Annotated in this window: 18 protein-coding genes and 1 tRNA gene; 11 read left to right on the top strand and 8 right to left on the bottom strand. The window is 64.4% G+C overall.

What is annotated here, in order from left to right; genetic code table 11:
• Positions 1 to 158: 158 nt before the first annotated feature.
• Positions 159 to 401 (bottom strand): hypothetical protein, encoded by a 243-nt coding sequence (locus AC0L3K_RS22810; protein ID WP_035995285.1) that lies wholly within the window; start codon positions 399 to 401, stop codon positions 159 to 161.
• A 100-nt stretch (positions 402 to 501) separates the two neighbouring features.
• Here AC0L3K_RS22810 and AC0L3K_RS22815 point away from each other — a divergent pair, with 100 nt between their 5' ends.
• The gene (locus AC0L3K_RS22815; protein ID WP_354201669.1) at positions 502 to 1,200 is read left to right on the top strand and encodes a DUF4440 domain-containing protein; all 699 of its coding nucleotides are present in this window, start codon (positions 502 to 504) and stop codon (positions 1,198 to 1,200) included.
• A 127-nt stretch (positions 1,201 to 1,327) separates the two neighbouring features.
• Here the strand turns inward: AC0L3K_RS22815 and AC0L3K_RS22820 are convergent.
• Both AC0L3K_RS22820 and cpdR read right to left on the bottom strand, forming a co-directional pair.
• Positions 1,328 to 1,402 (bottom strand) — tRNA-Val (locus AC0L3K_RS22820).
• 74 nt (positions 1,403 to 1,476) lie between these two features.
• A complete protein-coding gene (cpdR, locus tag AC0L3K_RS22825) occupies positions 1,477 to 1,836 on the bottom strand; it encodes a cell cycle two-component system response regulator CpdR (RefSeq protein ID WP_007597092.1) in 360 nt (119 codons plus the stop codon).
• Positions 1,837 to 2,237: 401 nt separating this feature from the next.
• On the opposite strand from cpdR, the gene AC0L3K_RS22830 reads away from it, so the two are divergent.
• From AC0L3K_RS22830 to AC0L3K_RS22840, 3 genes are all read left to right on the top strand, one after another.
• A complete protein-coding gene (locus AC0L3K_RS22830; protein ID WP_007597106.1) occupies positions 2,238 to 3,128 on the top strand; it encodes an N-formylglutamate amidohydrolase in 891 nt (296 codons plus the stop codon).
• A 538-nt stretch (positions 3,129 to 3,666) separates the two neighbouring features.
• Complete coding sequence (gene hisN, locus AC0L3K_RS22835; RefSeq protein WP_219680659.1) at positions 3,667 to 4,449, top strand: histidinol-phosphatase; 783 nt, start codon at positions 3,667 to 3,669, stop codon at positions 4,447 to 4,449.
• A gap of 17 nt (positions 4,450 to 4,466) precedes the next feature.
• Positions 4,467 to 5,432 (top strand): Bug family tripartite tricarboxylate transporter substrate binding protein, encoded by a 966-nt coding sequence (locus AC0L3K_RS22840; protein WP_473366945.1) that lies wholly within the window; start codon positions 4,467 to 4,469, stop codon positions 5,430 to 5,432.
• A gap of 8 nt (positions 5,433 to 5,440) precedes the next feature.
• On the opposite strand, the gene AC0L3K_RS22845 is transcribed toward AC0L3K_RS22840, so the two are convergent.
• Entirely contained in the window at positions 5,441 to 6,331 is an 891-nt protein-coding gene (locus AC0L3K_RS22845) for a LysR substrate-binding domain-containing protein (RefSeq protein WP_473366946.1), read from the bottom strand.
• Between the two features lie 89 nt (positions 6,332 to 6,420).
• Between AC0L3K_RS22845 and AC0L3K_RS22850 the strand changes: the two genes are divergently transcribed.
• The gene (locus tag AC0L3K_RS22850) at positions 6,421 to 7,173 is read left to right on the top strand and encodes a sulfite exporter TauE/SafE family protein (protein WP_473287870.1); all 753 of its coding nucleotides are present in this window, start codon (positions 6,421 to 6,423) and stop codon (positions 7,171 to 7,173) included.
• 6 nt (positions 7,174 to 7,179) lie between these two features.
• On the opposite strand, the gene AC0L3K_RS22855 is transcribed toward AC0L3K_RS22850, so the two are convergent.
• Complete coding sequence (locus AC0L3K_RS22855; protein ID WP_473366947.1) at positions 7,180 to 7,812, bottom strand: LysE family translocator; 633 nt, start codon at positions 7,810 to 7,812, stop codon at positions 7,180 to 7,182.
• 246 nt (positions 7,813 to 8,058) lie between these two features.
• Here AC0L3K_RS22855 and AC0L3K_RS22860 point away from each other — a divergent pair, with 246 nt between their 5' ends.
• The gene (locus tag AC0L3K_RS22860) at positions 8,059 to 9,855 is read left to right on the top strand and encodes an adenylate/guanylate cyclase domain-containing protein (RefSeq protein WP_473366948.1); all 1,797 of its coding nucleotides are present in this window, start codon (positions 8,059 to 8,061) and stop codon (positions 9,853 to 9,855) included.
• 175 nt (positions 9,856 to 10,030) lie between these two features.
• Positions 10,031 to 12,796: a di-heme-cytochrome C peroxidase gene (locus AC0L3K_RS22865; protein ID WP_473366949.1), complete on the top strand. Its 2,766-nt coding sequence runs from the start codon at positions 10,031 to 10,033 to the stop codon at positions 12,794 to 12,796.
• Between the two features lie 184 nt (positions 12,797 to 12,980).
• Here AC0L3K_RS22865 and AC0L3K_RS22870 read toward each other — a convergent pair whose 3' ends face one another.
• Positions 12,981 to 13,928, bottom strand: coding sequence for an alpha/beta fold hydrolase (locus tag AC0L3K_RS22870; RefSeq protein WP_007597126.1), 948 nt, complete (start codon positions 13,926 to 13,928; stop codon positions 12,981 to 12,983).
• 220 nt (positions 13,929 to 14,148) lie between these two features.
• On the opposite strand from AC0L3K_RS22870, the gene AC0L3K_RS22875 reads away from it, so the two are divergent.
• Complete coding sequence (locus tag AC0L3K_RS22875; protein ID WP_007597127.1) at positions 14,149 to 14,610, top strand: Hsp20 family protein; 462 nt, start codon at positions 14,149 to 14,151, stop codon at positions 14,608 to 14,610.
• A 225-nt stretch (positions 14,611 to 14,835) separates the two neighbouring features.
• Here AC0L3K_RS22875 and AC0L3K_RS22880 read toward each other — a convergent pair whose 3' ends face one another.
• Positions 14,836 to 15,582, bottom strand: coding sequence for a hypothetical protein (locus AC0L3K_RS22880; protein WP_473253588.1), 747 nt, complete (start codon positions 15,580 to 15,582; stop codon positions 14,836 to 14,838).
• Positions 15,583 to 16,074: 492 nt separating this feature from the next.
• Here AC0L3K_RS22880 and gltB point away from each other — a divergent pair, with 492 nt between their 5' ends.
• Positions 16,075 to 20,808, top strand: coding sequence for a glutamate synthase large subunit (gene gltB, locus AC0L3K_RS22885; protein WP_473253589.1), 4,734 nt, complete (start codon positions 16,075 to 16,077; stop codon positions 20,806 to 20,808).
• Between the two features lie 157 nt (positions 20,809 to 20,965).
• Positions 20,966 to 22,417 (top strand): glutamate synthase subunit beta, encoded by a 1,452-nt coding sequence (locus AC0L3K_RS22890; RefSeq protein ID WP_473366950.1) that lies wholly within the window; start codon positions 20,966 to 20,968, stop codon positions 22,415 to 22,417.
• 214 nt (positions 22,418 to 22,631) lie between these two features.
• On the opposite strand, the gene AC0L3K_RS22895 is transcribed toward AC0L3K_RS22890, so the two are convergent.
• Positions 22,632 to 24,413 carry an outer membrane beta-barrel protein gene (locus tag AC0L3K_RS22895; RefSeq protein WP_354129627.1) on the bottom strand — a complete coding sequence of 594 codons (1,782 nt, stop codon included), beginning with the start codon at positions 24,411 to 24,413 and terminating at the stop codon, positions 22,632 to 22,634.
• Between the two features lie 191 nt (positions 24,414 to 24,604).
• Between AC0L3K_RS22895 and AC0L3K_RS22900 the strand changes: the two genes are divergently transcribed.
• Entirely contained in the window at positions 24,605 to 25,612 is a 1,008-nt protein-coding gene (locus AC0L3K_RS22900; RefSeq protein WP_354201676.1) for a KpsF/GutQ family sugar-phosphate isomerase, read from the top strand.
• Positions 25,613 to 25,737 lie beyond the last annotated feature (125 nt).

Raw genomic sequence — 25,737 nt, forward strand, 5'->3', positions numbered from 1 at the left:
GGTTGATTGCCGCAGCAATGCACTTTCCGCGTCGATTATGGAGACGATCGTGCGCGGGTCCAAGTCTATTTGAGGCAAGTCTATTTCAGGCAAGTTTTTTGCAGACACGTCTTTTCGGACACGTCTGTTCAGAGATGGGCAGATCCCGGTCTGCGTAGCTACCAGGTCTCCGCGCCGGGGATTTTCTTGCGCACCGCCCGGCGCTGGATCCAGATGCAACGGCGCACGGCCGTATTGGAGCGGCCGACTGCGGATATTCCTTGGCCGGCCTGCAGCAGTGGCGCCACGTTTTCGCGCAGCGCGCGGCAGCGCTGGAGCTCAGCCTGCCAGTCGATGATGGCTGCGTCGGCCCGCGACGCCATCAGCGACAATATCGCCACGGCAAGACAGCTCCCTCGCATGGTGCGCATTCCCTTCACCGTGATGTGGCCGGATCGCGCCAGGCGGCATCGTGGCCCGGATGTCATCCGAGCTAATGACACTGCAAGACGATAACTCAACTTGACGCCGGCGGCGAGAGCTTGCCGGTTACGTCCCGCGGCATCCGACAGCCTGATCCAACGCATCTGTGATGCAGCTGTGAGCTCTGATCGCGCGATCCTGAAAAATCAGCGAAGCGATCAATGGTATGACAACCAGCATTCAAAACGCCAGCCGGCAAACAACGAGGTGAACATGATCCTTCCCAGGAAGTTTTTGGCCAGCGCCGGGTCACGACCGATTGCGCGACGCCCCCATCTTGCCGTGATGACCGCAGCGCTGTTTTTCGCCGCAACGTTCTGGCCAGCCGGACCTGCGCGCGCTGCCGCAAATGATGCCGAGGCGCGAGCCATCTTCGACAAGTTCATTGCCGCGCAGAATGCGCATAGCGCAAACGATGTGAAGGCCATGCTCTGGAATTCGCCGAGCACGCTGTTGTTTGCGAGAGGGATCGAGACCAGAGGCCGTGATCCGATCGCCGACCGCTTCAAGGCGTATTACGAAGGCACCTGGCACCTCGAGCCCGACATGTCGAAATTCCACGTCGCCGTGATCTCGAACGAGGTCATGCAGGTCCTCGTGCCGATCGTCTTTACGCGCGGCCTTCCGGGCAAGCCGCCACAACAGAACACGTTTCTGATCAGCCAGACCTACGTTCAGGATGCGGACGGCTGGCACGTCGCCTCCATCCTTCCGGTCGCGAATACGGAACTGAAATAGGGGGATTTAGCGGCGGTATGTCGGCTAAGGAGGCTGCCGCTCCAGTCCGTCTCCGCTCTTCGAGCTACGCCGGACACGCTTCGCCGTGATTTTCCAGGCTGTGCCACGCGAAGCCGAAGGCGAAGCGTGGTGGGCGCGACAGGGATCGAACCTGTGACCCCTACCATGTCAAGGTAGTGCTCTCCCGCTGAGCTACGCGCCCTAGATGTCGTCTAGATCGGGTCGGGTCCCTATAACGGCTCAGGGGAGCCGGTGCAAGGACGGAAGGCGGCCGATTTAGGCCGCCAGCATCTTGTTCACTTCGCTGACCAATTCGCGCAAATGCACAGGCTTGGACAGCACCTTGGCGTTCTTGGGGGCGTCCGAATCCGAGTTCAGGGCGACCGCGGCGAAGCCGGTGATGAACATGATCTTGATGTCGGGGTCGAGTTCCGAGGCCCGGCGGGCGAGCTCGATGCCGTCCATCTCCGGCATCACGATGTCTGTGAGCAGCATTTCGAACGGCTCTTCCCGCAGCCGCTGATAAGCGGCCATGCCGTTATCGTGGGACGAGACCTGAAAACCGGCGTTTTCCAGCGCCTTGACCAGGAAACGGCGCATGTCGTTGTCGTCTTCGGCGAGCAGGATCTTTGGCATGGCGGAAATGTCGAATCCCCAGAGGATATCAGCAGAGGTCACTAAGCCCGACGGAGGGTAAATTTGGGGTGAAAATCTTTACCCTCAGCCGGCTGTGCTTGCCGGCCCCTTGTGAACCTGAAAGCAGTTCGAAGCAATCGAGCCGTACCTGCCGGTCCCCACCTCGCTGCCCGCAGGGTTAAGACATGTTCCAGCACAGATCTCATCTTTTCGCTTGGCAGGATGGTTGCGATTCCGGACAATGACGACACATAAGAGCCGCCCGATCGGCCGAATCAATGCGTTGAGGCCGGTGCCGGGCTTGTTGGATCGTGCGGCGCCAAGGGTGAAGCCTGATACCAACGGGCAAAGCCTGATTGCCAAGGGACGAAGCCTGACACCAAGGGACGAAGCCTGAGAAGATGACCCGGTTTGACGGCGACAAGTCGCCAGCCTTCGAGATCGTTGAGCCCGCGCAATGGCGCGCGCCTGTTATCTTCAACTCGCCCCATTCCGGCTCGACCTATCCGGACGAATTTCTCAGCGCCTCCAGGATCGACCTGCCGACGCTGCGGCGTTCCGAAGATTCCTTCATGGACGAGCTGATCGGCCATCTCAGCGAGCGCGGCTTTCCGACCGTGCGGGTCAACTTTCCGCGCTCCTATGTCGACGTCAACCGCGAGCCCTACGAGCTCGATCCCCGGATGTTCACCGGGCGCCTGCCGAGCTTTGCCAACACCCGCTCGATGCGGGTTGCCGGCGGACTTGGCACCATTCCGCGCGTGGTCGGCGACGGCCAGGAGATCTATCGCGAGCGCATCCTGGTCGACGACGCGCTGGGGCGGATCGAGACGTTGTACAAGCCCTATCATCGCGCGCTGCGCCGGCTGATCAACAGGGTGCACCAGATGTTCGGCACCGTCGTGCTGGTCGACTGCCATTCGATGCCCTCGGTCGGCGTCTCCCGCGACGAGCCGCGCCGGCCCGACATCGTGATCGGCGACCGCTACGGCACGAGCTGCACGCCGCTATTGCCCGACCGGGTCGAGGAGACCATGGCCGGCCTCGGCTATTCGATCGGCCGCAACAAGCCCTATGCCGGCGGCTTCATCACCGAGCATTACGGCAACCCGGCCAGTGGCCTGCACGCCGTGCAGCTCGAGCTCAACCGCGCAATCTACATGGACGAGCGGCGGCGCGAGCGCAGTCCACGCTTTGCGCAAGTGGCGTCGGACTTCGGCGTGCTCGCCGACGTGCTGGCGACTACGGTCCCGTTCGGCGATCTCGGCCCGTTCCAGGCCGCGGCGGAATAGGCGCAACGTTTTTCTTCTAACGATTGTGTTGGGTGCGATCAGCGCGAACGCGTTTCGCGGCGCGCATTGAAATGAAAGCCGATGCTGAGAGAAAGCAGAGGCTGAAAGAAAAAAGGGCCGCTTCTAATGAAGAAGCGGCCCAAGTCTAGGGAGGAAACGCCCAAGGAGGGCAGCAGTAACGCGAGAAGCGCTACCGCACCGCAACAATATGCGGCCGCGACGCACAAAGTGCAAGGGCTTTCGAGCGATTTCCCATGCAATGAGGACATAGCTCGGTTGCTTCCAGAGAAACCCAGATTCAGTTCCTTTGATAAGGAAATTCAATGGGTTGATAGTCATTTGCATACGAACAAGGCAGGCCCGGAACTAAGGTTTCAACTCAATGATCGATATTTGCCCAGCGGGTGTCTTCGACGAGGCGAATGCTTCCCGCATCCAAAATACCAGGGTGCAAAAGCAAGACAGCGCTGCACGATTCTTCCGATTTGAGCTAGGCAGGAGTGAGCTTCACCCGACTTTCGCTTTTTGAGGATACGCCGTGACGGTGATCGATTTCTCCGCCTTCATCGGACGGCTCGCCACCGCCTCCGGCGAAACCATCCTGCCGTTCTTCCGCACCTCGCTGTCGATCGAGGACAAGAGCAAGACTAGGGAATTCGACCCCGTGACCGAGGCCGATCGCGCTGCGGAGGCGGTGATGCGGCGTCTGATCAAGGCCAACTTTCCCCAGCACGGCATCGTTGGCGAGGAATTCGGCAACGAGCGCGAGGATTCGGACTATGTCTGGGTGCTCGACCCCATCGACGGCACCAAATCCTTCATCGGCGGCTTTCCGATCTGGGGCACCCTGATCGCGCTCCTGCACAAGGGCACGCCGGTCTACGGCATGATGCACCAGCCCTTCATCGGCGAACGCTTTTCCGGCGACAGCGGCTCCGCTCATTATAAAGGCCCCTCCGGCGAGCGCCGGCTCCAGGTCCGGCGCTGTGCTTCGCTGTCGGAGGCGACGACCTACACCACCAGCCCGCTGCTGATGAACGAGCGCGACCGCGCCATCTTCGGCCGCATCGAGCAGGGCGCGCGGCTGTCGCGCTATGGCGGCGACTGCTACTCCTATTGCATGCTGGCGGCAGGTCACGTCGATCTCGTGGTTGAGACCGAGCTGAAGCCTTACGACATCGCAGCCCTGATCCCGATCGTGACCGGCGCCGGCGGCGTCGTCACCACCTGGGAAGGCAAGCCGGCGCAGGGCGGCGGCCGTATCGTCGCGGCCGGCGACGCCAGGGTTCACGAAGAAGCACTGAAACTGCTCAACGGATAGGCGATATAGGAGCCTGCATGACCAACCGGCGCACGCTCCTTCTCGCCGCCTTGCTTCTGGTTCCGACACTGGCCTGCGCCCAGAACTTCCCGGCCAAGCCGATCAAGCTGATCGTGCCGTTCCCGGCCGGCGGCCCCAACGACATCATCGCGCGGGTGATCGGCCAGCGCATGTCGGAGCTGTCAGGACAGCCGGTGCTGATCGACAATCGCGGCGGCCAGGGCGGCGTGCTCGGCACCGATGCCGTCTCCAAGGCTGCACCCGACGGCTACACCATCGCGATCTCCAGCGCCGGCGCGCTGGCGATCAGCCCGAGCATGGAGAGGGTCGCCTACGATACGCTCAACGACCTCACACCAGTGACGCTGGTGGCGACCGTGCCGGAAATGCTCGTTGTCGCCACCAACGTTCCCGCAAAGGACATCGCGGAATTGATCGCGCTCGCCAAGGCGCAGCCCGGAAAGCTCAACTTCGCCTCCTCCGGCCCCGGCAGCCTGCCGCATCTCGCCGGCGAATTGTTCAAGCTGACGGCGAAGATCGACATCGTGCACGTGCCCTATCGCGGCGCGGCGCCCGCCGTGAACGATCTGCTGGGCCAGCAGGTGCAGATGACGTTCCTGGACCTCCCCGTGCTGCTGCCACAGGTCAAGGCGGGCGCCCTGCGACCGATCGCAGTTGGCTCCGCCGAGCGTTCGCCGACGGCGCCTGACGTGCCGACCACGGCGGAAGCCGGCTTTGCCGATCTGCGCATCGAGAACTGGTACGGCATGGTGGCGCCGAAGGTCACGCCGAAGGAGATCGTCGCGGCGCTGCATGCCCTCGCCACGAAGGCGATGGCGGATCCCGCGGTGAAGGAAAAGCTCGCCGCCCAGGGCGCGACGCTTGTCGGCGATGAGCCGGAGCATTTTCGCAGCTTCATCGCGGACGAGACCAAGAAATGGGCGAAGGTGATCAAGGACGCTGGCGTGGAGACCGCGAGGTAGCGCAGAGCTCACACCGCCGCCGCCCTCAAATGCTCCACCAGCATCTTCGCCGGGCGCGGCAGCGACTTGAAGCTTCGCGCGCAGATCACGAGCTTGCGGTTGGCCCAGCTATCGCGCAGGCGGACCATGGCAAGCGGCATCAGTTTCGCGCAGCGGCGGGCCGCGGCTTCGGGCACCAGGGCAACGCCGACATCGGCGGCGACCATCTGGCAGATCGCGTCGAAATCGCGCAGGCGTGCGCGGTAATGCGGCCGCATGCCGAGCCTGGCGGCGTGCTTCGAAATATGCACCTGAAGCGCGGTGGCGCTGGTGAGCCCGACGAAGTCGCAAGCGCCCGCCTCCTGGAAATCGATCGCGCGGCGGCCGGCGAACGGGCCGCGCCTGGACGTCACCAGCGTCAGGCGATCCTCGCTGAAGGCGAATCGCTCGATATGATCGGGCAGCGCATGCTCGGCGGCGAAGCCGAGATCGGCCGCGCCCGCAGTGATCGCGGCCGCGATGTCGGTGCTCTCGCGCTCCTCGATGTCGATGGCGACGTCGCGGTGCTCGCGCAGGAAGCCGGCGAGCGCCTTCGGCAGATGCTCCGAGAGGCCGGAGGTATTGGCCAGGAAGTGCACGCTCGCGCGCACGCCACTGGCAAAGCCGGCGAGATCGCCGCGCATGGCGTCGATCTGGTGTATGACGACCCTGGCATGATCGAGCAGGCTCTCGCCGGCCGCGGTCAATTCGACACCGCGGCGCCCGCGCTTGAGCAGCGCGACGCCGAGCGCATCCTCCAGCCCCTTGATGCGGGCGCTGGCCGAGGCCAGGGCCAGATGCGACCGCTCCGCGCCGCGGGTGATGCTGCGCTGGTCGGCGACCGCGATGAACAGTTGGAGGTCGACGAGGTCGAAGCGCATCCTGGGTCCCTTCAGCCTTCGTCTAAGCCGAAGGCTGGCTGCGTAAGCTACAGATTGTGCCGGCGCGCGGCATCGGTCAATGTGCAGATATGATCGACCCGCTCCTCGTTCTCATCGCCGCCGTTTTCCTGATTGCCGGATTCGTCAAGGGCGTGGTCGGGCTCGGCCTGCCGACGGTGTCCATGGGCCTGCTCGCGGTGAGCATGGCGCCAAGCCGCGCGATCGCCATCGTGATCGTGCCCGCCATCCTCACCAACATCTGGCAGACTTTCGTCGGCCCCCATTTGCGCGACATCCTGAGGCGGCTGTGGCCGCTGATGATCGGCACCGTGATCGGGTGCTGGCTCAATGCCGGCGCGCTCACCGGCCCGCATGCGCGCTACGGCACGATCGTGCTCGGCGCACTCCTGGTGATCTACGCGATCATCGGGCTGAACAAATTCCAGTTTCACGTTGCGCCAAAGAACGAGAAATGGGTCGGCGGCGTGGTCGGCGTGGTCACCGGCGTGATCTCGGCCTCAACCGGCGTGCAGGTGATTCCCTCGATGCCGTTCATGCAGGCGATCGGCATGGAGAAGGACGAGCTGGTGCAGGCGCTCGGCGTGTTCTTCACGACAGCGACACTGGCGCTCGCCTTCAATCTCACTGCGGGCGGATTGCTGACGCCGGCCAACGCAGTGCCGGGTGCGGTCGGCATGGCGTGCGCGTTTGCCGGCATGTATATCGGCCAAACGGTGCGGGCGCGAATGCCGGCGGAAGCGTTTCGCCGCTGGTTCCTGATCGCGATGATCCTGCTCGGCCTCTATCTCGCCGGCAGCGCGCTGCTGAAGGAATTCGCGTAAAAGAAGTTACCGCGCCTCCAGCATGGCGACGCGGATGCCGAGATAGATGAAGAGGCCGCCGAGGGCACGGTTGACCCAGGCGACCGCGCCTTCGGAGCTCCGCAAGCGGTGGGCGGCCTTTGCCGCGAACGCCGCCAGCACCAGGCACCATAGCGTTCCCGTGCAGATGAAGATCAGGCCGAGCATCAGGAATGCGAGCGGCTTGTGCGCCGAGTCGGCTGCGACGAATTGCGGCAGGAAGGCCAGGAAGAACAGCGCGACCTTGGGATTGAGCGCGTTGGTGAAGACGCCCTGGAGGAAAACCCGCCGCAGCGAGCTCTGCACCGGCTCGTCGATGGCCGAGGCCAGCACTGGGCGCGACCACAGCATCTGAAGCCCGGTCACGACGAGATAGGCCGCTCCGACCAGCTTCAGGATCGAGAACGCGGTCGATGAGGCCATCAGCAGGGCCGAAAGGCCGATTGCGGCGCCCGCGACGTGGAAAAAGCAGCCGCAACTGATGCCCAGTGCGGCCGCGGCGCCACCTCGCCAGCCCAGCTGCATGCTGCGGCCGATCACATAGACCGTATCAGGACCCGGCGTGATGTTGAGCAGCACGCCTGACAGGACGAAGAGCCAGATTTCGTGAATGCCCAGCATGTGTGACGTGCCTCCGTCGCCCAACCATAGCCCAAGAGGCCGGCTTAGTTGGTTCGCTCGTCCCCGTCCACTGCCGGGATTGCCGAGGATTTACCTCGAATTTGCAATGCGGTTCGTACTTTCGCTCGGCCTCATCTGCTCTATAAGGAACGGGTTCTTTGAACGCGGGATTCGAGGCGACTGCCACGCCGTGGCCGGTCCTCGATCTCTTCCAAGTCTCTTGCAAGTCTCTTGGAGCTCCGGAATATGGAAAGACGTCTGGCTGCCATTGTCTGCGCCGATGTCGCCGGCTATTCGCGCATGATGGGCACTGATGAGGCCGGCACCCATGCCGCCTTCAAGGCCCATCGCAGCGCGATCCACCCCATCATCCTCAATCACGGCGGCCGCGTCGTCAAAAACACCGGCGACGGCTTCCTGCTGGAATTCCCCTCGATCGTCGGCGCCACCGAGGCTGCCATCGCGATGCAGACGCTGATGGCGGAGCGCAATCACCATCTGCCCGCCGATCGCGCCATGCAGTTCCGCCTCGGGATCCATATGGGTGACGTTATCGCCGACGAGGACGAGGTGTTCGGTGACGATGTCAATATTGCCGTCCGCCTCGAAGCCGTGGCGAGCCCCGGCGGCTTTGCGATCTCGGCCAAGGCCTACAAGGAGGCCGGCAAGCATCTCACCGTGCCGCTGGTCGATGCCGGCAACCACCGCTTCAAGAACATCAAGGATCCGATCGGGGTCTGGACCTGGACACCTGAGGGTGCACCGGCGCTTGCGCCCGCGCTGAGGGAGGCATCCGCCCTCTCGCAGCAGTACCGCACCGCGATCGTCGGCGTGCTGCCCTTTGCCAATCTCAGCGACGCCCAGGACGAGTATTTCTCCGACGGCCTGACCGAAGATCTAATTCACGCGCTGTCGCTGCAATCCTTCTATCGCGTGCTGAGTCGCAACTCGACTTTCGTGTTCAAGGGCAACAACGTCAGCACCCGCCTGATCGCGCGGGAGATCGACGCTAGCTATCTGATCCAGGGTTCGGTGCGGCGTGCCGGAGCCAAGATCCGCGTCACCGCCGAGCTGATCGCGCCGGAGACCGGCGAGCAGCTCTGGACTGGCCGCTACGACCGCGACATCGGCGATCTCTTCGCGATGCAGGACGAGATCACCACCAACCTGTCCGCCGCCATCGCCACCGAGATCGTCCGGGCCGAGGCCTCGGCGCCGGCGCGGCTCTCGACCGATGTCACGGCCTGGGACCGCTTCCTCAAGGGGCTGTCGCACTATTATCGGCAAACCAAGGAAGACCTTGCCATCGCCGTCGACCTGTTCCGGGAGGCCATCAGGCTCGAGCCCAAGCTGTCGATTGCGCACGCCTATCTCGCCACGATCCAGATCCAGAGCATCCACTTCGGCTGGGTCAAGGGCACGCGCGAGATGTGGGCCGAGGCGATGAAGCTTGCCGAAACCAGCGTCAGGCTCGACCCGCGCTCGTCATTTGCGTTCTCGATCCTGTCTTGGACCCACGCGCTGGAGGGCCATTACGAGGCCGCAATGGACGCCGCCAAGCGCGCCGTCGCGCTCAATCCCTACGACAACGGCGCGCGCGGCGTGCTCGGCATCTGCCATTTCGCCATCGGCGAGCACCGCGAGGCGATCGAGCTGTTCTCGATGGCGGCGCAGCGCGACAACAGCGATCCGCGCTACCAATGGGCCGCACTGAACGCCTTCAGCCATTATCTGCTGGGCCAATATGACGCGACCCTGTCATGGGCTCGAGAACAGCTCTACATTAACCCGAACCATTTGCAGGCGCTGGCAATCCGCGCCGCGGCGCTGGCGCAATTGGGACGGGGCGACGAGGCGGTCGAGGCGACCCGCGTGCTGATGGGCAACTACCCGACACTCAATGTCGACCGCCATTTGCGCAATTTCCACTGGAAGCGGCCCGAGGACCTCGCCCATTACCGCGCCGGACTCTTGAATGCGGGCGTGCCGCTCGGCAAACTGACCCTGGTCTCGAGCGACGTCAAACGCATCGCCGAATCCTGAGGGCCAGCCGCGGCCACGCGGCAATGTCCCCTCCGCCTTTATTGACACGACAGTGAATTCAGCCACACTCCGCTACACGCTGAAGTAGTATAACGTGTTGTCGGTTTGTCAGGACTTTCCGCGCTCTATCGCCGCGTCTGTATTTCACGATTCGCCGTTTTCAGGATTTTGGGCCATGCATGACTCCGCTCCGAAGCCCCCCTTCGACCCTTCGATCCAGGTCTCGCCGAACAATCCCTGTCCATTCCTCCGCGGCCTCGTCGGCGAGGGGTTTGTCGACGGCGGAACCGTGCCGCTCGGCACGCTGTCGCAAACGATCGCGAATGCGAGCGGCGAGACTGGGCTGAAGAAGGTCTCGGCCCGCATCCAGGTCCGCGGCGTCGCGCTCATCGCGAACGGTCTGGGTCATATCCTGAAGAGCATATTTTCGGGCGCGCAGCTCGACGCGTTGCGTGGCGGCCCTCTCGACAAGCGCGGTGCCGGCTCGCGCGTCCTCGGCGTCGACGGCAAGGTCGATGAGGACGAGCTTGCGCGGTTTGCGAGCTTCGGCCGGACCTACCAGGATCCGAACGGCGGCGGCTCTGAGCCGGGTCTCAACGCCTCGGAAATCGGCGTCTTCATGCGCGACAATCTCAAGCGGGCCGGCAGCGCCGCACGCTGGTATTACCCCCTGCTGATGAAATTCGAGTGGCCGATCCTCCTGAAGATCGCGGGCAAGGGCGCGGGTGAGGACCGCTATCTCAGCGTGGCCGACGTGCGCACTCTGTTCAACGAGCGGCAATTCCCTGCTCGCATCAACCAGCGGCTCGTATCGCAGCCTGTGCTGTCGACCTGCCAGCGCGTGGTGCGGGGCGGGCTCAAGATTGCGGCGCTGCTCGTCGCCCTCGGTCTCGCCTTGCTCGTTGCGCTCGCCGAATGCCCCGACCAGGTGCGTGCCATGCTGCCGCAAAAGGGAATCCTCGTGAATCTCCTGCCGCCTCCGTTGCCCACGGTCCCCGAGACGAAGGCGGCCTTTTGGCTCGAACAGAACTGGTCGCTGAAGGACAGGCACTGGTTTCACCATGCCAGCCAGGGCACAGCGACCTTCCCGGTGCCTTACGAATGGTTCATGGCCCTGGAGCAGCCGCGCCTGCATCTGTTCTCGCGGCCGGGCATGATGACGGACAGCGCCTATCTCGAGCGCTTCGGGTTCATTCCGAGCCCGCAGTCGATCCAGACCGACGCGACGTCCCTGCGCCGCTTCGGCTACGCCAATCTCTACGAGACGACGCAGGTGCCGGACTGGTCGACCAGATGGACGCCGGCGGAGAACGTCGACGGCCTGCCGGTCGGCTTTGCACGGATGACCGGGGTCAGCGATCCCGCGACCGGCCGTCGCGAAGAGGACAAGATCGGGCTGACCTGCGCCGCCTGCCATACCGGCCAGATCCACTACCAGGGCGTGGACGTGCGTTTCGACGGCGGCCCGGCCATGACCGACTTGAAGAAGCTCGAGCTCTCCACCGGCCTGTCGATCGCCTACACGCTTTACGTGCCGTTCCGCTTCCAGCGCTTTGCCGATCGCGTGCTCGGCCCCGATGCCAGCAAGGCTGACCGCGCCGCGCTCAAGCAGAAGCTCAGCGCGATCGGCAACTTCCTGATCGACTGGGCGAAAACCCAGCAAAAGACGATCGAAGGCAAGAAGACCTGGAACGGCAGGCAGCAGAGTGACACCGAGGAAGGGTTCGGTCGCCTCGACGCTCTCAATCGCATCGGCAATCAGGTTTTTTCGCAGGATCTCGCGCTGAGCGGGCTTAAGGGTTTCGAGAAGAACCTGCACGCCCAGGACGCCCCGGTCAGCTATCCCCCGATCTGGACGGTGCCGTGGTTCAAGTTCGCCCAGTATGACGCCTCGATCGAGCAGCCGCTGATCCGCAACGCCGGCGAAGCCCTCGGCGTAACGGCGCTGCTCAACCTGTCCGACGCCTACCCGGAGGACAGGCTGTGGCGGTCCTCGGTTCATATCAACACCCTCGGCTGGATCGAGGACATGCTCAGGGGCCCCGATCCGTTCAAGACGGCTGATCCCTCCACCGGTCCGAAATTCGGCGGCCTGCTGGCGCCGAAATGGCCCTCGCAGATCCTCGGCGACAATTGGAGGCTCGATCAGAAGAAGGTCGACAATGGCCGCAAGATCTACGCCGAGATGTGTTCCGGATGCCATCTGCCGGCGATCGACACCCCCGCTTTCTGGTCTTCGGGACATTGGGAGCCGAGCGGCGACAGCAAGGTGCTGAACGCGGTGACGATCCCCCTCGACGAGATCAAGACGGATCCCGAACAGTCGCTCGTGCTCAGCAACAGGATCGTCGATTTGCCTGGCTTCCTGAAGGTGAATACGGCCGACCTCCAGAAATGGTGGCAATGCGACGTCTCGACCGCAAGCTCGCCGACCGAGATGGTGTATGCGCTCGGGCTGATGACGGTGGTGGATCTCGTCGCCCGCAAATGGATGGACGACGAGAAGACTCCGGACGCCGAACGGGCGAAATTGTGGAATCTCGCACGCAAGAACTGCCTCAATCCGGTGGGGGGAGCGCGCTATCGGGCACGGCCGCTGAACGGCATCTGGGCCACGGCGCCCTATCTGCACAACGGTTCGGTGCCGTCTCTCTACTGGCTGCTGAAGCCCGCAAGCGAGCGCCCGCAAAAATTCTGCATGGGCCGCCGCGACTACGATCCCGTGACCGTCGGCTTTGCGGTCACCGCCGACGAGAAATGCAAGACGGGTGAAACCGAGTTCTCGGCGGGGTCGGAGAAGGATCCGATCCAGGGCAACAGCGTGCTCGGCCATTCCTTCGAGCGCAAACCAGGCGAGGAAAAACGTCCGGGCGTGATCGGCCGCGTGTTCAAGGACGACAGCGAGCGCTACGATCTGATCGAGTATCTGAAAACGCTGTAGTGGGCCTTACCTCGCCCCGCTTGCGGGGAGAGGTCGGATTGCATCGAAGATGCAATCCGGGTGAGGGGGTACAGGTCTCTCGACGATCTTGCGTGCCGAGAGAGGCCCCTCACCCCAACCCTCTCCCCGTCAGAACGGAGCGAGGGAGCGCACCTCGCGCGCGGCAGCCATTCACTTCAACCCCTCACTTGAACAGCGGCGTGCCCGGCACGAAGGCGTCGAAGGCTGCCCAGAATTGGGAGCGGTAGCGGTCCTGCTCCTGGAGAATCTCGTGCTTGGCGCCGGCGATCACGAGATGGGAGCCGGCGCGCAAATGATAGGCGAACTCCTCGATCGCCGCGATCGAGACCACGGTGTCGCTGGAGGCCGCCAGCATCAGGATCGGCTGACGGATCTCGGACGGATAGTTTTTGCCCCTGAAGGTGTTCATCGCGCGGAAGGCGGTGTCGGCCCAGGCGACCGTCGGTGACGCGAGCCCGAGGGTCGGATCCTCCTCCAGGATCGCGGCATTGCGCGCATAGCGCACGGGATCGCTGGTCAGCGGATTGTTGATGAAGGGATTGAGACCGGTGATCTGGTCGCTGCCGCCGGGGACATAGCGGCCGCCCATCCCCAACACGCGCATCGTCTTCAGCAGAGCCCGCGCCGGAAACGAGGTGGCGCGGCCGGGCAGGTCGATCATCGGCGCAGACAGCACCATGCGGTCGAACCAGCGCTTGCCCGCATGCGCCACCCGCAGCATCACCGTGCCGCCCATGGAGTGGGCGAGCGCGAAGAAGGGCGGCGGGCAATCCGGCAGCACCACCTGCTGCACGAAGGTCTCGACGTCGATCTCGAAATCGGCGAAGTCGCGAACATAGCCCTTGCGCGGATCGCGCAGGCGGCGCGAGGAGTGGCCCTGCCCGCGCCAGTCGATCATCGCCACCGCAAAGCCGCGGTCACGCAAATCGCGCACGGTCTCGAAATACTTTTCGATCTGCTCGCTGCGTCCGGTGAAGACGCAGACGGTGCCCTTGCGGTTCGCCGGCGGCGCCCAGCGCGCAAAGCGCAGCTCGACGCCATCAGGGGTTTTGATGGTGCCGCTGACAACGTCTTCGGGAACGGGATTGGATGGTATCGAGACCAGCGTCATGATGGCGAGGGCTTGGGCAGGAAGTGCTGCAAATCAGGGGCGGGAGCGCCTAAAAGGCTAAATGTCCGCCCTCTTGAACGCCGTTCCCCTGAACCCATATCATCATGGTGCAGGCCGCTACCAGTGTTTCGGAACCGGAACATCAGGCTGCACACAGACGAAAGCCCGGCCCGATTGGCGGGCGGGTTACTCAAACAGTCGCTCAATGGAGGACTTGACCATGCGTACCTACGACCTGACCCCCTTCTACCGTTCCACCGTCGGCTTCGACCGCCTCTTCAACTTGCTCGATCAGGCCGGTTCGGACGGCAGCCCCGGTTATCCCCCCTACAATATCGAGCGCACCGGCGAGAACGACTACCGCATCACCGTTGCGGTCTCGGGCTTTGCCAAGGATGAGCTCTCCATCGTCGCGAAGGAAAATACGCTGACGATCAAGGGCGAGAAAGTCGCCAACGAGAACTCGAAGGCCGAAGTGCTGTACCGCGGCATCGCCGCGCGTGCCTTCGAGCGCGCCTTCCAGCTTGCCGACTTCGTGCAAGTGAAGAACGCCTCGCTCGAGAACGGGCTGCTTCACGTCGACCTCGTCCGTGAGATTCCCGAAGCGAAGAAGCCCCGCCAGATCGCGATCAACACCGGTGCGCAAGGCGCACAGGTGATCGAGAACTCGGTAGCCGCGTAAATCACGTCGGCCACTTCCAAGTTGCGAAAACGCCCCGGTGCCCCGGGGCGTTTTTTTATGTCGTCCCGGCGAAGGCCGGACCCATAACCACAGGGAGTAATGTGGCGAAGACTTGCCGTTCGGTACTCCTACCACGAATAACCGAGGGACCTCGCGGTATGGGTCCTGGCCTTCGCCAGGACGACACCGTTGGTGTGATGCGGGCCATCGCATCAAACGCCACGCTTAGTCCAGCCCTTGTGCCGCCGGCATCTCCTGTGTCGGCAGGATCGTCGCGGCAGGCTTGGCCTGACCTACGGTCGGCGCGGCGGCTTGCGGTGGGACCTCAGCGGGCTTTGCCGGCACGGCCGCCACGGTCTGCGTGGTAGGTTGAGCCTGCGCTGCCTGCGCCGCCGCGGGTTCGGCTGGCTTGGCGGCGACCGGCGCCTCGCGTGGCGGAGCCGCCTTCGGGAGCGGGACGGAGCGGCTGGCGACATGTGGGATCGGGGCCGGTGGGCGTGGCGGACCATTGCGGATCATGGTTGGCGGCGGTAGCGCGCTTTGCGGGCGGTAAGGCGCAACCGCAGGCTGCTCGTAGCCCGGCGCCATACCGTAGGCGTCGGCAGCCGGCATGAAGCGCAAAATCCTTCCGTCGCGGGCATCGATCACCAGCCGGCCGTCCTCGCCCCGGCGGTCAATCACCGCGATGGTGTAGACGCCGCCGCGCAGGCGCGGGATGCCCAATGGAGAAAAGCCGTTTTCGCGCAGCACCGCGTAGACCTCGGTCGATGGCAGCAGCACCGAGGCCGGCCCGCGTTCTTCGTAGCCATAGCCATAGCGCGGCGGCGGGGGCGGCGCGGCCTCCGGCGGCGCATAGGGCCCGTCGAAATCCGAGACCGCGATCATCGCCCCTCGCGCTGGAACTTGCGCTTGTGCGGCGGTCGCGGCCAGCGCCAGCGCGGCGGCAGCCATCCATCCTGTGAAAAACTTCATGATCGAGACGCTCCTGTCAGGCCCCCGGATGGATCGCACTCTTTCGCTTCTTGCGGCGTGGCGCGGCTTCCGAAGGGTTGATCAGAAGCTTCATTGGGGATTCCGGCGTCGGCGGGGCCGGATCAGGGCGCGTTTGCTTCAAAAGCGGGGCCGCGCAACTTTTGGAAAGGGATCGATTGATCTATGGGGAATCGGGACTTGCGCGCGCTTGTGTGATAGACAAAAATTTGGCAAGGTGGCGGTTAGGACAGGAAGACTGTCTCAATTTTGCTTGCGGTTCCGGCATAGGGATTGCAACGAAAGTCGGTGCTTTCGAGCGCCAAGAAGGCAACAGGCAAAGCCGTTCTCGGGGACGAAGAACGCCTTGGCCTGAATTTAAGAAAATGCGGCTCGCGAGCGGACGAGCGGTGACCCAGAAGCGGGTGCCGCGGGACGCCCAAGGTGCGCCGAAGATGGCGGTGAGGCAGCTTGCCGCATGGAGAGGACGAGGACATGAACGGGTCGCAAGTCGAGCGCGGAAACATCGTGGCAGAGCAACTGTCGGCGACGGTCGCCTCGAAAACGACTGATCCGATTCAGGAACACAATTCACGCCCGCCGGCCGTAGGCTTGTACGATCCGAGCCTGGAAAAGGATTCCTGCGGCGTCGGCTTCATCGCCAACATCAGGGGCAAGAAGTCGCACGAGATCGTCGCGGATGCGCTCAGCATCCTGTGCAACCTCGAGCACCGCGGCGCCGTCGGCGCCGACCCGCGCGCCGGTGACGGCGCCGGCATTCTGGTGCAGATCCCGCATGCTTTCTTCAGCCGCAAGGCGAAGGAACTCGGCTTCGCGCTGCCCAATCCCGGCGAATACGCCATCGGCGCGCTGTTCATGCCGCGCGACACCGCCTGGCGCAACGTCATCAAGAGCATCATCGCCGACCAGATCAAGGAAGAGGGCCTGACGCTGCTCGGCTGGCGCGACGTGCCGACCGACAATTCCTCGCTCGGCGTCACCGTGAAGCCGACCGAGCCCGCCTGCATGCAGGTGTTCATCGGCCGCAACGGCACCGCCAAGACCGAGGACGATTTCGAGCGCCGGCTCTACATCCTGCGCAAGTCGATTTCGCAAGCGATCTATCAGCGCCGCGACCGCGGCCTCGCCGGCTATTATCCGTGCTCGATGTCGTGCCGCACCGTGATCTACAAGGGCATGTTCCTCGCCGATCAGCTCGGCAAGTACTATCCCGATCTGCACGAAAAGGATTTCGAGAGCGCGCTGGCGCTCGTTCACCAGCGTTTCTCGACCAATACCTTCCCGGCGTGGTCGCTGGCGCATCCCTACCGCATGATCGCGCATAACGGCGAGATCAACACGCTGCGCGGCAACACCAACTGGATGGCGGCGCGCCAGGCCTCGGTGAGCTCCGAGTTGTACGGCAAGGACATCAACCGGCTCTGGCCGATCTCCTACGAAGGCCAGTCGGACACCGCCTGCTTCGACAACGCGCTCGAATTCCTGGTGCAGGGCGGCTACTCGCTGCCACACGCCGTCATGATGATGATTCCGGAGGCGTGGGCCGGCAATCCCTTGATGGATGAGAAGCGCCGCGCCTTCTACGAATATCATGCAGCCCTGATGGAGCCGTGGGACGGCCCCGCCGCGATCGCCTTCACCGACGGCCGCCAGATCGGCGCCACGCTCGACCGCAACGGCCTTCGGCCCGCGCGCTATCTCGTCACCAAGGACGACCGCATCGTGATGGCGTCCGAGATGGGCGTGCTGACGATTCCCGAAGACCAGATCATCACCAAGTGGCGCTTGCAGCCCGGCAAGATGCTGCTGGTCGACCTCGAGCAGGGCCGCCTCATCCCGGACGACGAGATCAAGGCCGAGCTCGCCAGGAGCCATCCCTACACCGAGTGGCTGGAGCGGACCCAGATCGTGCTGGAAGAGCTGCCGAAGGTGCCGACCACCGGCGTGCGCTCCAACCTGTCGCTGCTCGATCGCCAGCAGGCGTTCGGCTACAGCCAGGAAGACATCACCATTCTGATGACGCCGATGGCCTCCACCGGCGAGGAAGCCGCAGGCTCGATGGGCAACGACACGCCGATCTCGGCGCTGTCGGCCAAGGCCAAGCCGCTGTTCACCTACTTCAAGCAGAACTTTGCGCAGGTCACCAACCCGCCGATCGACCCGATCCGCGAGGAGCTGGTGATGAGCCTCGTCTCCATCATCGGACCGCGGCCGAACCTGTTCGACCTGCAAGGCCTTGCCACCACCAAGCGCCTCGAAGCACGCCAGCCGATCCTGACCGACGCGGACCTCGAAAAGATCCGCTCGATCTCCGAGGTCGCCGAGTCGCATTTCAAGTCGCGCACGCTGGACACCACCTTCCACGCCGGCCTCGGCGCGGCCGGCATGGACCAGGTGCTGGACGAGCTCTGCGCGCGCGCCGAGAGCGCGGTGCGCGAGGGCGTCAATATCATCATCCTGTCCGACCGCATGGTCGGCACCGACCGGGTTCCGATCCCGTCGCTGCTGGCCTGCGCCGCCGTGCATCATCATCTGATCCGCACCGGCTTGCGCACGTCGGTCGGCCTCGTCGTCGAATCCGGCGAACCGCGCGAAGTGCATCACTTCGCCTGTCTGGCCGGCTACGGCGCGGAAGCGATCAATCCGTATCTGGCGTTCGAGACCATCATCGCGATGAAGGACCGCCTGCCCGGCTCGCTCGACGACTATGAGATCGTCAAGCGCTACATCAAGTCGATCGGCAAGGGCCTGCTCAAGGTGATGTCCAAGATGGGCATCTCGACCTACCAATCCTATTGCGGCGCGCAGATCTTCGACGCCATCGGCCTGAAGGCGGAATTCGTCGGAAAATTCTTCGCCGGCACGCATACCCGCGTCGAGGGCGTCGGTCTTGGCGAGATTGCCGAAGAGGCGGTGCGCCGTCATGCCGACGCGTTCGGCGATGCGCTCGTTTACAAGACCTCGCTCGATGTCGGCGGCGAATATGCCTATCGCAGCCGCGGCGAGGACCATGCATGGACCGCCGAGTCGGTGGGGCTGCTGCAGCACGCCGCGCGCGGCAATTCGCTGGAACGCTACCGCGCTTTCGCCAAGATCCTCAACGAGCAGTCGGAGCGTCTCCTGACGCTGCGCGGCCTGTTCCGGATCAAGAACGCGGACGAAGAGAAGCGCAAGCCGGTGCCGCTCGACCAGGTCGAGCCGGCCAAGGACATCGTCAAGCGTTTCGCCACCGGCGCGATGAGCTTCGGCTCGATCTCGCGCGAGGCGCACACCACGCTCGCGATCGCCATGAACCGGATCGGCGGCAAGTCGAACACCGGCGAGGGCGGCGAGGAAGCCGACCGCTTCAAGCCGCTGCCGAACGGCGATTCCATGCGCTCGGCGATCAAGCAGGTCGCCTCGGGCCGCTTCGGCGTCACCACGGAGTATCTCGTCAACTCCGACATGATGCAGATCAAGATGGCGCAGGGTGCCAAGCCCGGCGAAGGCGGCCAGCTGCCCGGCCACAAGGTCGATGCGACCATCGCAAAGGTCCGGCATTCGACGCCGGGCGTCGGCCTGATCTCGCCGCCGCCGCACCACGACATCTACTCGATCGAGGATCTGGCGCAGCTCATCTACGACCTCAAGAACGTCAATCCCGACGGCGCGGTCTCGGTCAAGCTCGTCTCCGAGATCGGCGTCGGCACGGTGGCCGCGGGCGTCGCCAAGGCGCGCGCCGACCACGTCACCATCGCGGGTTTCGAGGGCGGCACCGGCGCTTCGCCGCTGACCTCGATCAAGCACGCGGGATCACCGTGGGAGATCGGCCTCGCCGAAACCCACCAGACGCTGGTGCGCGAGCGGCTGCGCAGCCGCATCGTGGTCCAGGTCGACGGCGGTTTCCGCACCGGCCGCGACGTCGTGATCGGCGCGCTGCTCGGTGCCGACGAGTTCGGCTTCGCCACCGCGCCCTTGATCGCGGCCGGCTGCATCATGATGCGCAAGTGCCACCTCAACACCTGCCCAGTCGGCGTCGCGACCCAGGACCCGGTCCTGCGCAAGCGCTTCACCGGCCAGCCCGAGCATGTGATCAACTACTTCTTCTTCGTCGCCGAGGAGGTCCGCGAGATCATGGCCTCGCTCGGCTTCCGCAGCTTCAACGAGATGATCGGCCAGGTGCAGCTGCTCGACCAGACCAAGCTGGTCGCGCACTGGAAGGCCAAGGGCCTCGACTTCTCCAAGTTGTTCGTCAAGCAGAAGGAAGAGAAGGGCCAGAAGATCTATCACTCCGAGCGCCAGAACCATCATCTGGAAGCGGTGCTCGACCGCACGCTGATCGAGCAGGCGACGCCTGCGCTCGACCGCGGTGCGCCGGTGAAGATCGAGGCCCAGATCAACAGCACCAACCGCTCCGCGGGCGCGATGCTGTCGGGTGCGGTCGCCAAGATCTACGGCCATGCCGGCCTGCCGCATGAGACCATCCATGTCAGCCTCAAGGGCACCGCCGGCCAGGCCTTCGGCGCGTGGCTGGCGCAAGGCGTCACCTTCGAGCTCGAAGGCGAGGCCAACGACTATGTCGGCAAGGGCCTCTCGGGCGGCAAGATCATCGTCAAGCCGCCGGCCAACAGCGGCATCGTGCCGGAAGAGAGCATCATCGTCGGCAACACCGTGATGTACGGCGCCATTCAAGGTGAGTGCTACTTCCGCGGCATCGCCGGCGAGCGTTTTGCCGTACGCAATTCCGGCGCCGTGGCGGTGGTCGAGGGCGCGGGCGACCATTGCTGCGAATACATGACCGGAGGCATCGTGGTCGTGCTCGGCAAGACCGGGCGCAACTTCGCGGCCGGCATGTCCGGCGGCATCGCCTACGTGCTGGACGAGACCGGCGACTTCGACAGGCTGTGCAACATGGCGATGGTCGAGCTCGAGCCGGTGCTGTCGGAAGAGCTGATCAACGCCGGCACCTATCACCACTCCGGTGACCTCGAAGCGCACGGCCGGGTCGACGTGTTCAAGGACCTGCTCGCCTCAGACGTCGAGCGCCTCCACGTCCTGATCACGCGTCACGCGAAAGCGACCGGCTCCAGGCGCGCCGCCGACATCCTGGCCAACTGGAAGGACTGGCTGCCCAAATTCCGCAAGGTGATGCCGGTCGAATACCGGCGCGCGCTGCGCGAAATGGCCGCCAACGCGGACGCCGAGCCGAAAATTGCGATCGGGGCTTAGCTAAGAAAAGCCTCATGGTGAGGAGCGCGAAGCGCATCTCGAACCATGAAACCACAGCGGGGGCCTTCATCCTTCGAGACGCGGCGCCAAGCGCGCCGCTCCTCAGGATGAGGGGAGAGAGAACAAACGAATTTAAGCGGCAGGGACTTCGGGTTTAATGGGCAAGATCACGGGTTTTCTCGAAATCGAACGGCATGACCGCAAGTACACCCCGGTCGCCGAGCGCGTGAAGCATTTCCACGAGTTCGTCGTTCCCCTCTCCGAGAAGGAAACGCGCGACCAGGCCGCGCGCTGCATGAACTGCGGCATTCCCTATTGCCACGGCACCGGCTCCGTCGCGCCCGGCACGCCGGGCTGCCCGGTCAACAACCAGATCCCGGACTGGAACGACCTCGTCTACCAGGGCAACTGGGAAGAAGCCTCGCGCAATCTGCACTCGACCAACAATTTCCCGGAGTTCACGGGGCGCATCTGCCCGGCGCCGTGTGAAGCGTCCTGCACGCTCAACATCGACGACAACCCCGTCACCATCAAGACCATCGAATGCGCGATCGTCGACCGTGCCTGGGACAATGGCTGGCTGAAGCCCGAGGTCGCCGCCCACAAGACCGGCAAGAAGGTCGCGGTGATCGGCTCCGGTCCGGCCGGCATGGCCTGCGCGCAGCAGCTCGCGCGCGCCGGCCACGACGTGCATCTGTTCGAGAAGTTCGCCAAGGCTGGTGGCCTACTGCGTTACGGCATTCCCGACTTCAAGATGGAAAAGAACGTCATCGACCGCCGCGTGGCGCAGATGGAAGGCGAAGGCGTCACCTTCCACTACAACAGCCATGTCGGCGCTGACGGCAATGTCGATCCGCGCGAGATGCTCAACGAGTACGACGCCGTGGCGCTGACCGGCGGCGCCGAAGCCCCGCGCGACCTGCCGATCCCCGGCCGCGACCTCGCCGGCATCCACTACGCGATGGATTTCCTGCCGCAGCAGAACCGCCGCGTGTCCAATGAACCGTTGAACGGCGTCCAGGAGATTCTGGCCGGCGGCAAGCATGTCGTCGTCATCGGCGGCGGCGACACGGGATCCGACTGCATCGGCACCTCGCTGCGCCAGGGCGCGCTCTCCGTGACCCAGCTCGAGATCATGCCCGCTCCGCCCGAGCACGAGAACAAGGGCCTGACGTGGCCGAACTGGCCGCTGAAGATGCGGACGTCCTCGAGCCAGGCCGAAGGCGCGGTCCGCGAATTCGCCGTGCTGACGCAGAAGTTTTCGGGCGATAACGGCAAGGTCAAGAAGCTGCATTGCGTGCGCGTCGACGACAAGTTCAAGCCGATCGCCGGCACCGAGTTCGAGCTCGACGCCGACCTCGTCCTGCTCGCGATGGGCTTCGTCCATCCCGTGCACGAGGGCCTTTTGAAGCTGCTGTCGGTCGAGCTCGACCCGCGCGGCAACGTCAAGGCCAACACGCTCGACTACCAGACCTCACGCCCGAACGTGTTCACCGCCGGTGACATGCGCCGCGGCCAATCGCTGGTGGTCTGGGCCATCCGCGAGGGCCGGCTGTGCGCCAGGTCGATCGATACGTTCCTGATGGGGAAGACGGATCTGCCGCGCTGAACTTTGCGCGAGCCGCGCAAGCTCGGAGTCAGGCAATAAATCCGCTGTCGTCCTGGCGAAAGCCAGGACCCATACCGCGTGATCCCTCGATCGTTGGCCGGTCGCAGTACCAAACGACGAGTCTTCGCCAAACTACTCCCTGGGGTGATGGGTCCTGGCTTTCGCCAGGACGACACCTCGGGCTTGGTATCGCCAATGGCAACGGCCACACGCGCTAATTCTGCAGCCTCACCCCGACCATCGCCACCGTGCCCTGCGAGCTTGACCCCGCCTGGTTCGAATCCAGGATGTCGTGGCGCAGCGTGCCCTTGATCCAGATGTTGCGGTTGAGCTTGTAGATCAGATTGCTTTCGAACGAGTAGGTCTTGTCGTTGCGATTCTGGCCCTGGTAGTCGTAGGTGCCGTAGGTGAATTTGCCGACGGCAGTGAGCCAGCGGCGGAAGTCGTGATCGACTTCGACCCCGTAGGTATGCACCAGCACGCCGGAGGAGCCGGGGATAGTGGTCTCGGCGATCTGCGTGTCGGTGGCGAATTTCACCGTGGTGAGGCCGCTTGCATTCCAGATCAGCGAGCCCGAGGTCAGGAAGCCGGCGAGCTGGCTCAAGCGCGGATCGACGTAGTTGCGCGCGGAATAGCCGACCGAGACCTCGCCGGTGAGGATGCGCGAGAACTCGAAGGACGTGCCGACCTTGGCGTAGCCGCCGTTCGAATCGCGGAAGAAGCCGTTGCGGTCGGCGGCCTGGTCATGGACGCGGGTGTCGCCCTGGATCTCGACGAACGGCTTCAGCCCCGGCTTGAGGTCGTAGGAGAAGCGCCCCACGCCGCCATACTGGTTGAAGTCGCGGTCATCGTTGCTGAAGGTCGAGCCGTCGGTGAGTTTCGAGTTGGTGTAGGCGGTGCGATCGACGGTCGCGCCAGCCGCGACCTGGAAGCGGTTGAAGGTCTGGTCGAAGCCGACGGTCGTGCCATAGGTGGCATAAACAGGAAATTTCTGCAGGCCGGCCTGCACGTTCGGGCTGCCGGGATTATCGGTGGCGAGCCGCAGGCGCAGCTGCGAGGTCAGCTTGAGATCGCGATTGACGTCGATGCGGCCGTCGACATGGCCGGTGAAATCGGGGCGGTCGACCTCGACCGGCGAGGGCGAGGCAAAGCCGTCGATCGTCGCCGGCATGTTGTTGGTGTAGCCCGAGAACGAGCCGCGCAGATCCGCGACCAGCGCGTGGCGCTCCCAATCGGACGCCACGAGCAGGTCGGGCGCGACGACATAGGCCGGCGAGCCGACCGGCTTGTTCAAGCGCGCCGGGTTGGTGTCGTAGCCTGTGGAGAGCTCGAGCCCGCCCTTGATCAGGAAGCTGCCGGCATAGTCGCCGACCGCGCCGAATGCATCCTCGTCGAGCTTGAGGCGGCGGCGCAGCGGCTGGCCGGGCACGTTGCCGGCCAGCGCCGGCGGCACCGGTGTCTTGTGCGCGGTCTCGGAGGGCGGCGGCGCGATGCGCGGCGGGCCGAGCGTTCGCTCCGGCGTTGCCGGCGGCACCGGCGAGCCGGGGCCGACCGGGCGCTTCGGCTTCGGCTGTCCGGGATAGAGCTTCGGCTGCTGTCGCTTGCGGTTGAGCGAATCGTAGCCGGAGGCGCTGGCGCCATTGGCGGCAGGCAGGCCGTAGAGCGGGACCTGGTTGGTCGGGTTTGGGTTGGTCGGGTTTTGGCTGTTCGGGTTCTGGCCTGGGCGCGCCGGCGCCTGCTGGCGCTTGCGCAAATCGGCATTGGGATCTGGCAGCGTCGGCAGTGCATCCGAGGGTGCCTGCGGCACGCCCGCGGTCCGGCGCGTCGGCAGCGTGTCGGGCGATGCGAAGCCACCGCGGTTAGGACTGAACAGATCGGGGGTGAGGCTCTGGGCCGCCCCGGGGGCGCTTCCGAGGACCGTCAGCGCAAAGCACGGCAAAGCCGCGCGCAGAAAATGCGCGCGCTTGCTCCGGCTCGTGCCTGGAGACGACCCCACGATGGAAGAACTCCAACGAAATCAAACACTTTCGCGATCATCCCAGCCGATCGGCGGGAACTATCTTTAATGGAGTTAAAACAATTATGGTTAACGACCGGTTGAGGGTTGGGGCGCCCTCGTCGCCTCGAAGGCCGTGGCGTGCTAAGCAGGCGCCAACGGACGAACGCCCCTCCTCCCTGGACCAGAACATGCCGAGTTCGAAACCGCTGATGACCCAATCATCCGGCCCCATTCCCGACAGCGTCGAATCCGCACTCCGCACGCTGGAAACGGAGAGCGGCGGTATCAACGCGCTCGCCGCCGCCCTGCGCGGCCCGCTTGGCGCGAGCTTCGCCCAGGCGGTCGATCTGATCCGCAACGCGAAGGGCCGCGTCATCGTCACCGGACTCGGCAAGTCGGGCCATATGGGCCGCAAGATCGCGGCAACGCTGGCCTCGACCGGCACGCCCGCCTTCTTCGTGCACACCGCCGAAGCCGCCCATGGCGACCTCGGCATGATCACCACCGACGACGTCATCATGGCGCTGTCCTGGTCCGGCGAGCAGCCGGAGATGAAGACGCTGGTGAACTATTCCGCGCGGTTCGCGATCCCCATGATCGCGGTGACGTCGAACGCGGCGTCCTCGCTCGGACAAGCGGCCGACATCGTGATCGAGCTGCCGAAGGCGCGCGAGGCCTGCCCGCACAATCTGGCGCCGACCACCTCGACCCTGATGCAGGCCGCGATCGGCGATGCGCTCGCGATCGCCCTGCTCGAAGGCCGCGGCTTCACCGCGCTGGAGTTCGCGCATTTCCACCCCGGCGGCAAGTTAGGGGCGATGCTGAAGTTCGTCCGCGACTACATGCGCACCGGCGCGGAGATCCCGGTCAAGCCGCTCGGCACCAAGATGTCGGACGCGGTGATGGAGATGTCGGCCAAGGGCCTCGGCTGCGTCTGCATCATCAACGATGCGGGCGAGGCCGTCGGCATCATCACCGACGGCGACCTGCGCCGCCACATGCGCCCGGACCTGCTGACGGCGTCGGTCGACGACATCATGACCAGGCAGCCGAAAACCGTACCGCCCTCGATGCTGGCCACCGAGATGATCGAGGTGCTGAACACCCGCAAGATCACGACGCTGGTGGTGACCGAGGCGGACAAGGTGGTGGGCATCGTGCACCTGCACGATCTGCTGCGGGCGGGCGTGGCGTAGGGGGCCCATCTCCTCCGTCATTGCGAGCGTAGCGAAGCAATCCAGACTTGAGCCTCCCCTAAATCGGTGGACACCTATAGCTTAGACAGCAAGAGGTGTCAGATGACGAAACGGCAGCGACGTTC

Source organism: Bradyrhizobium sp. MI1.10, assembly GCF_055811035.1.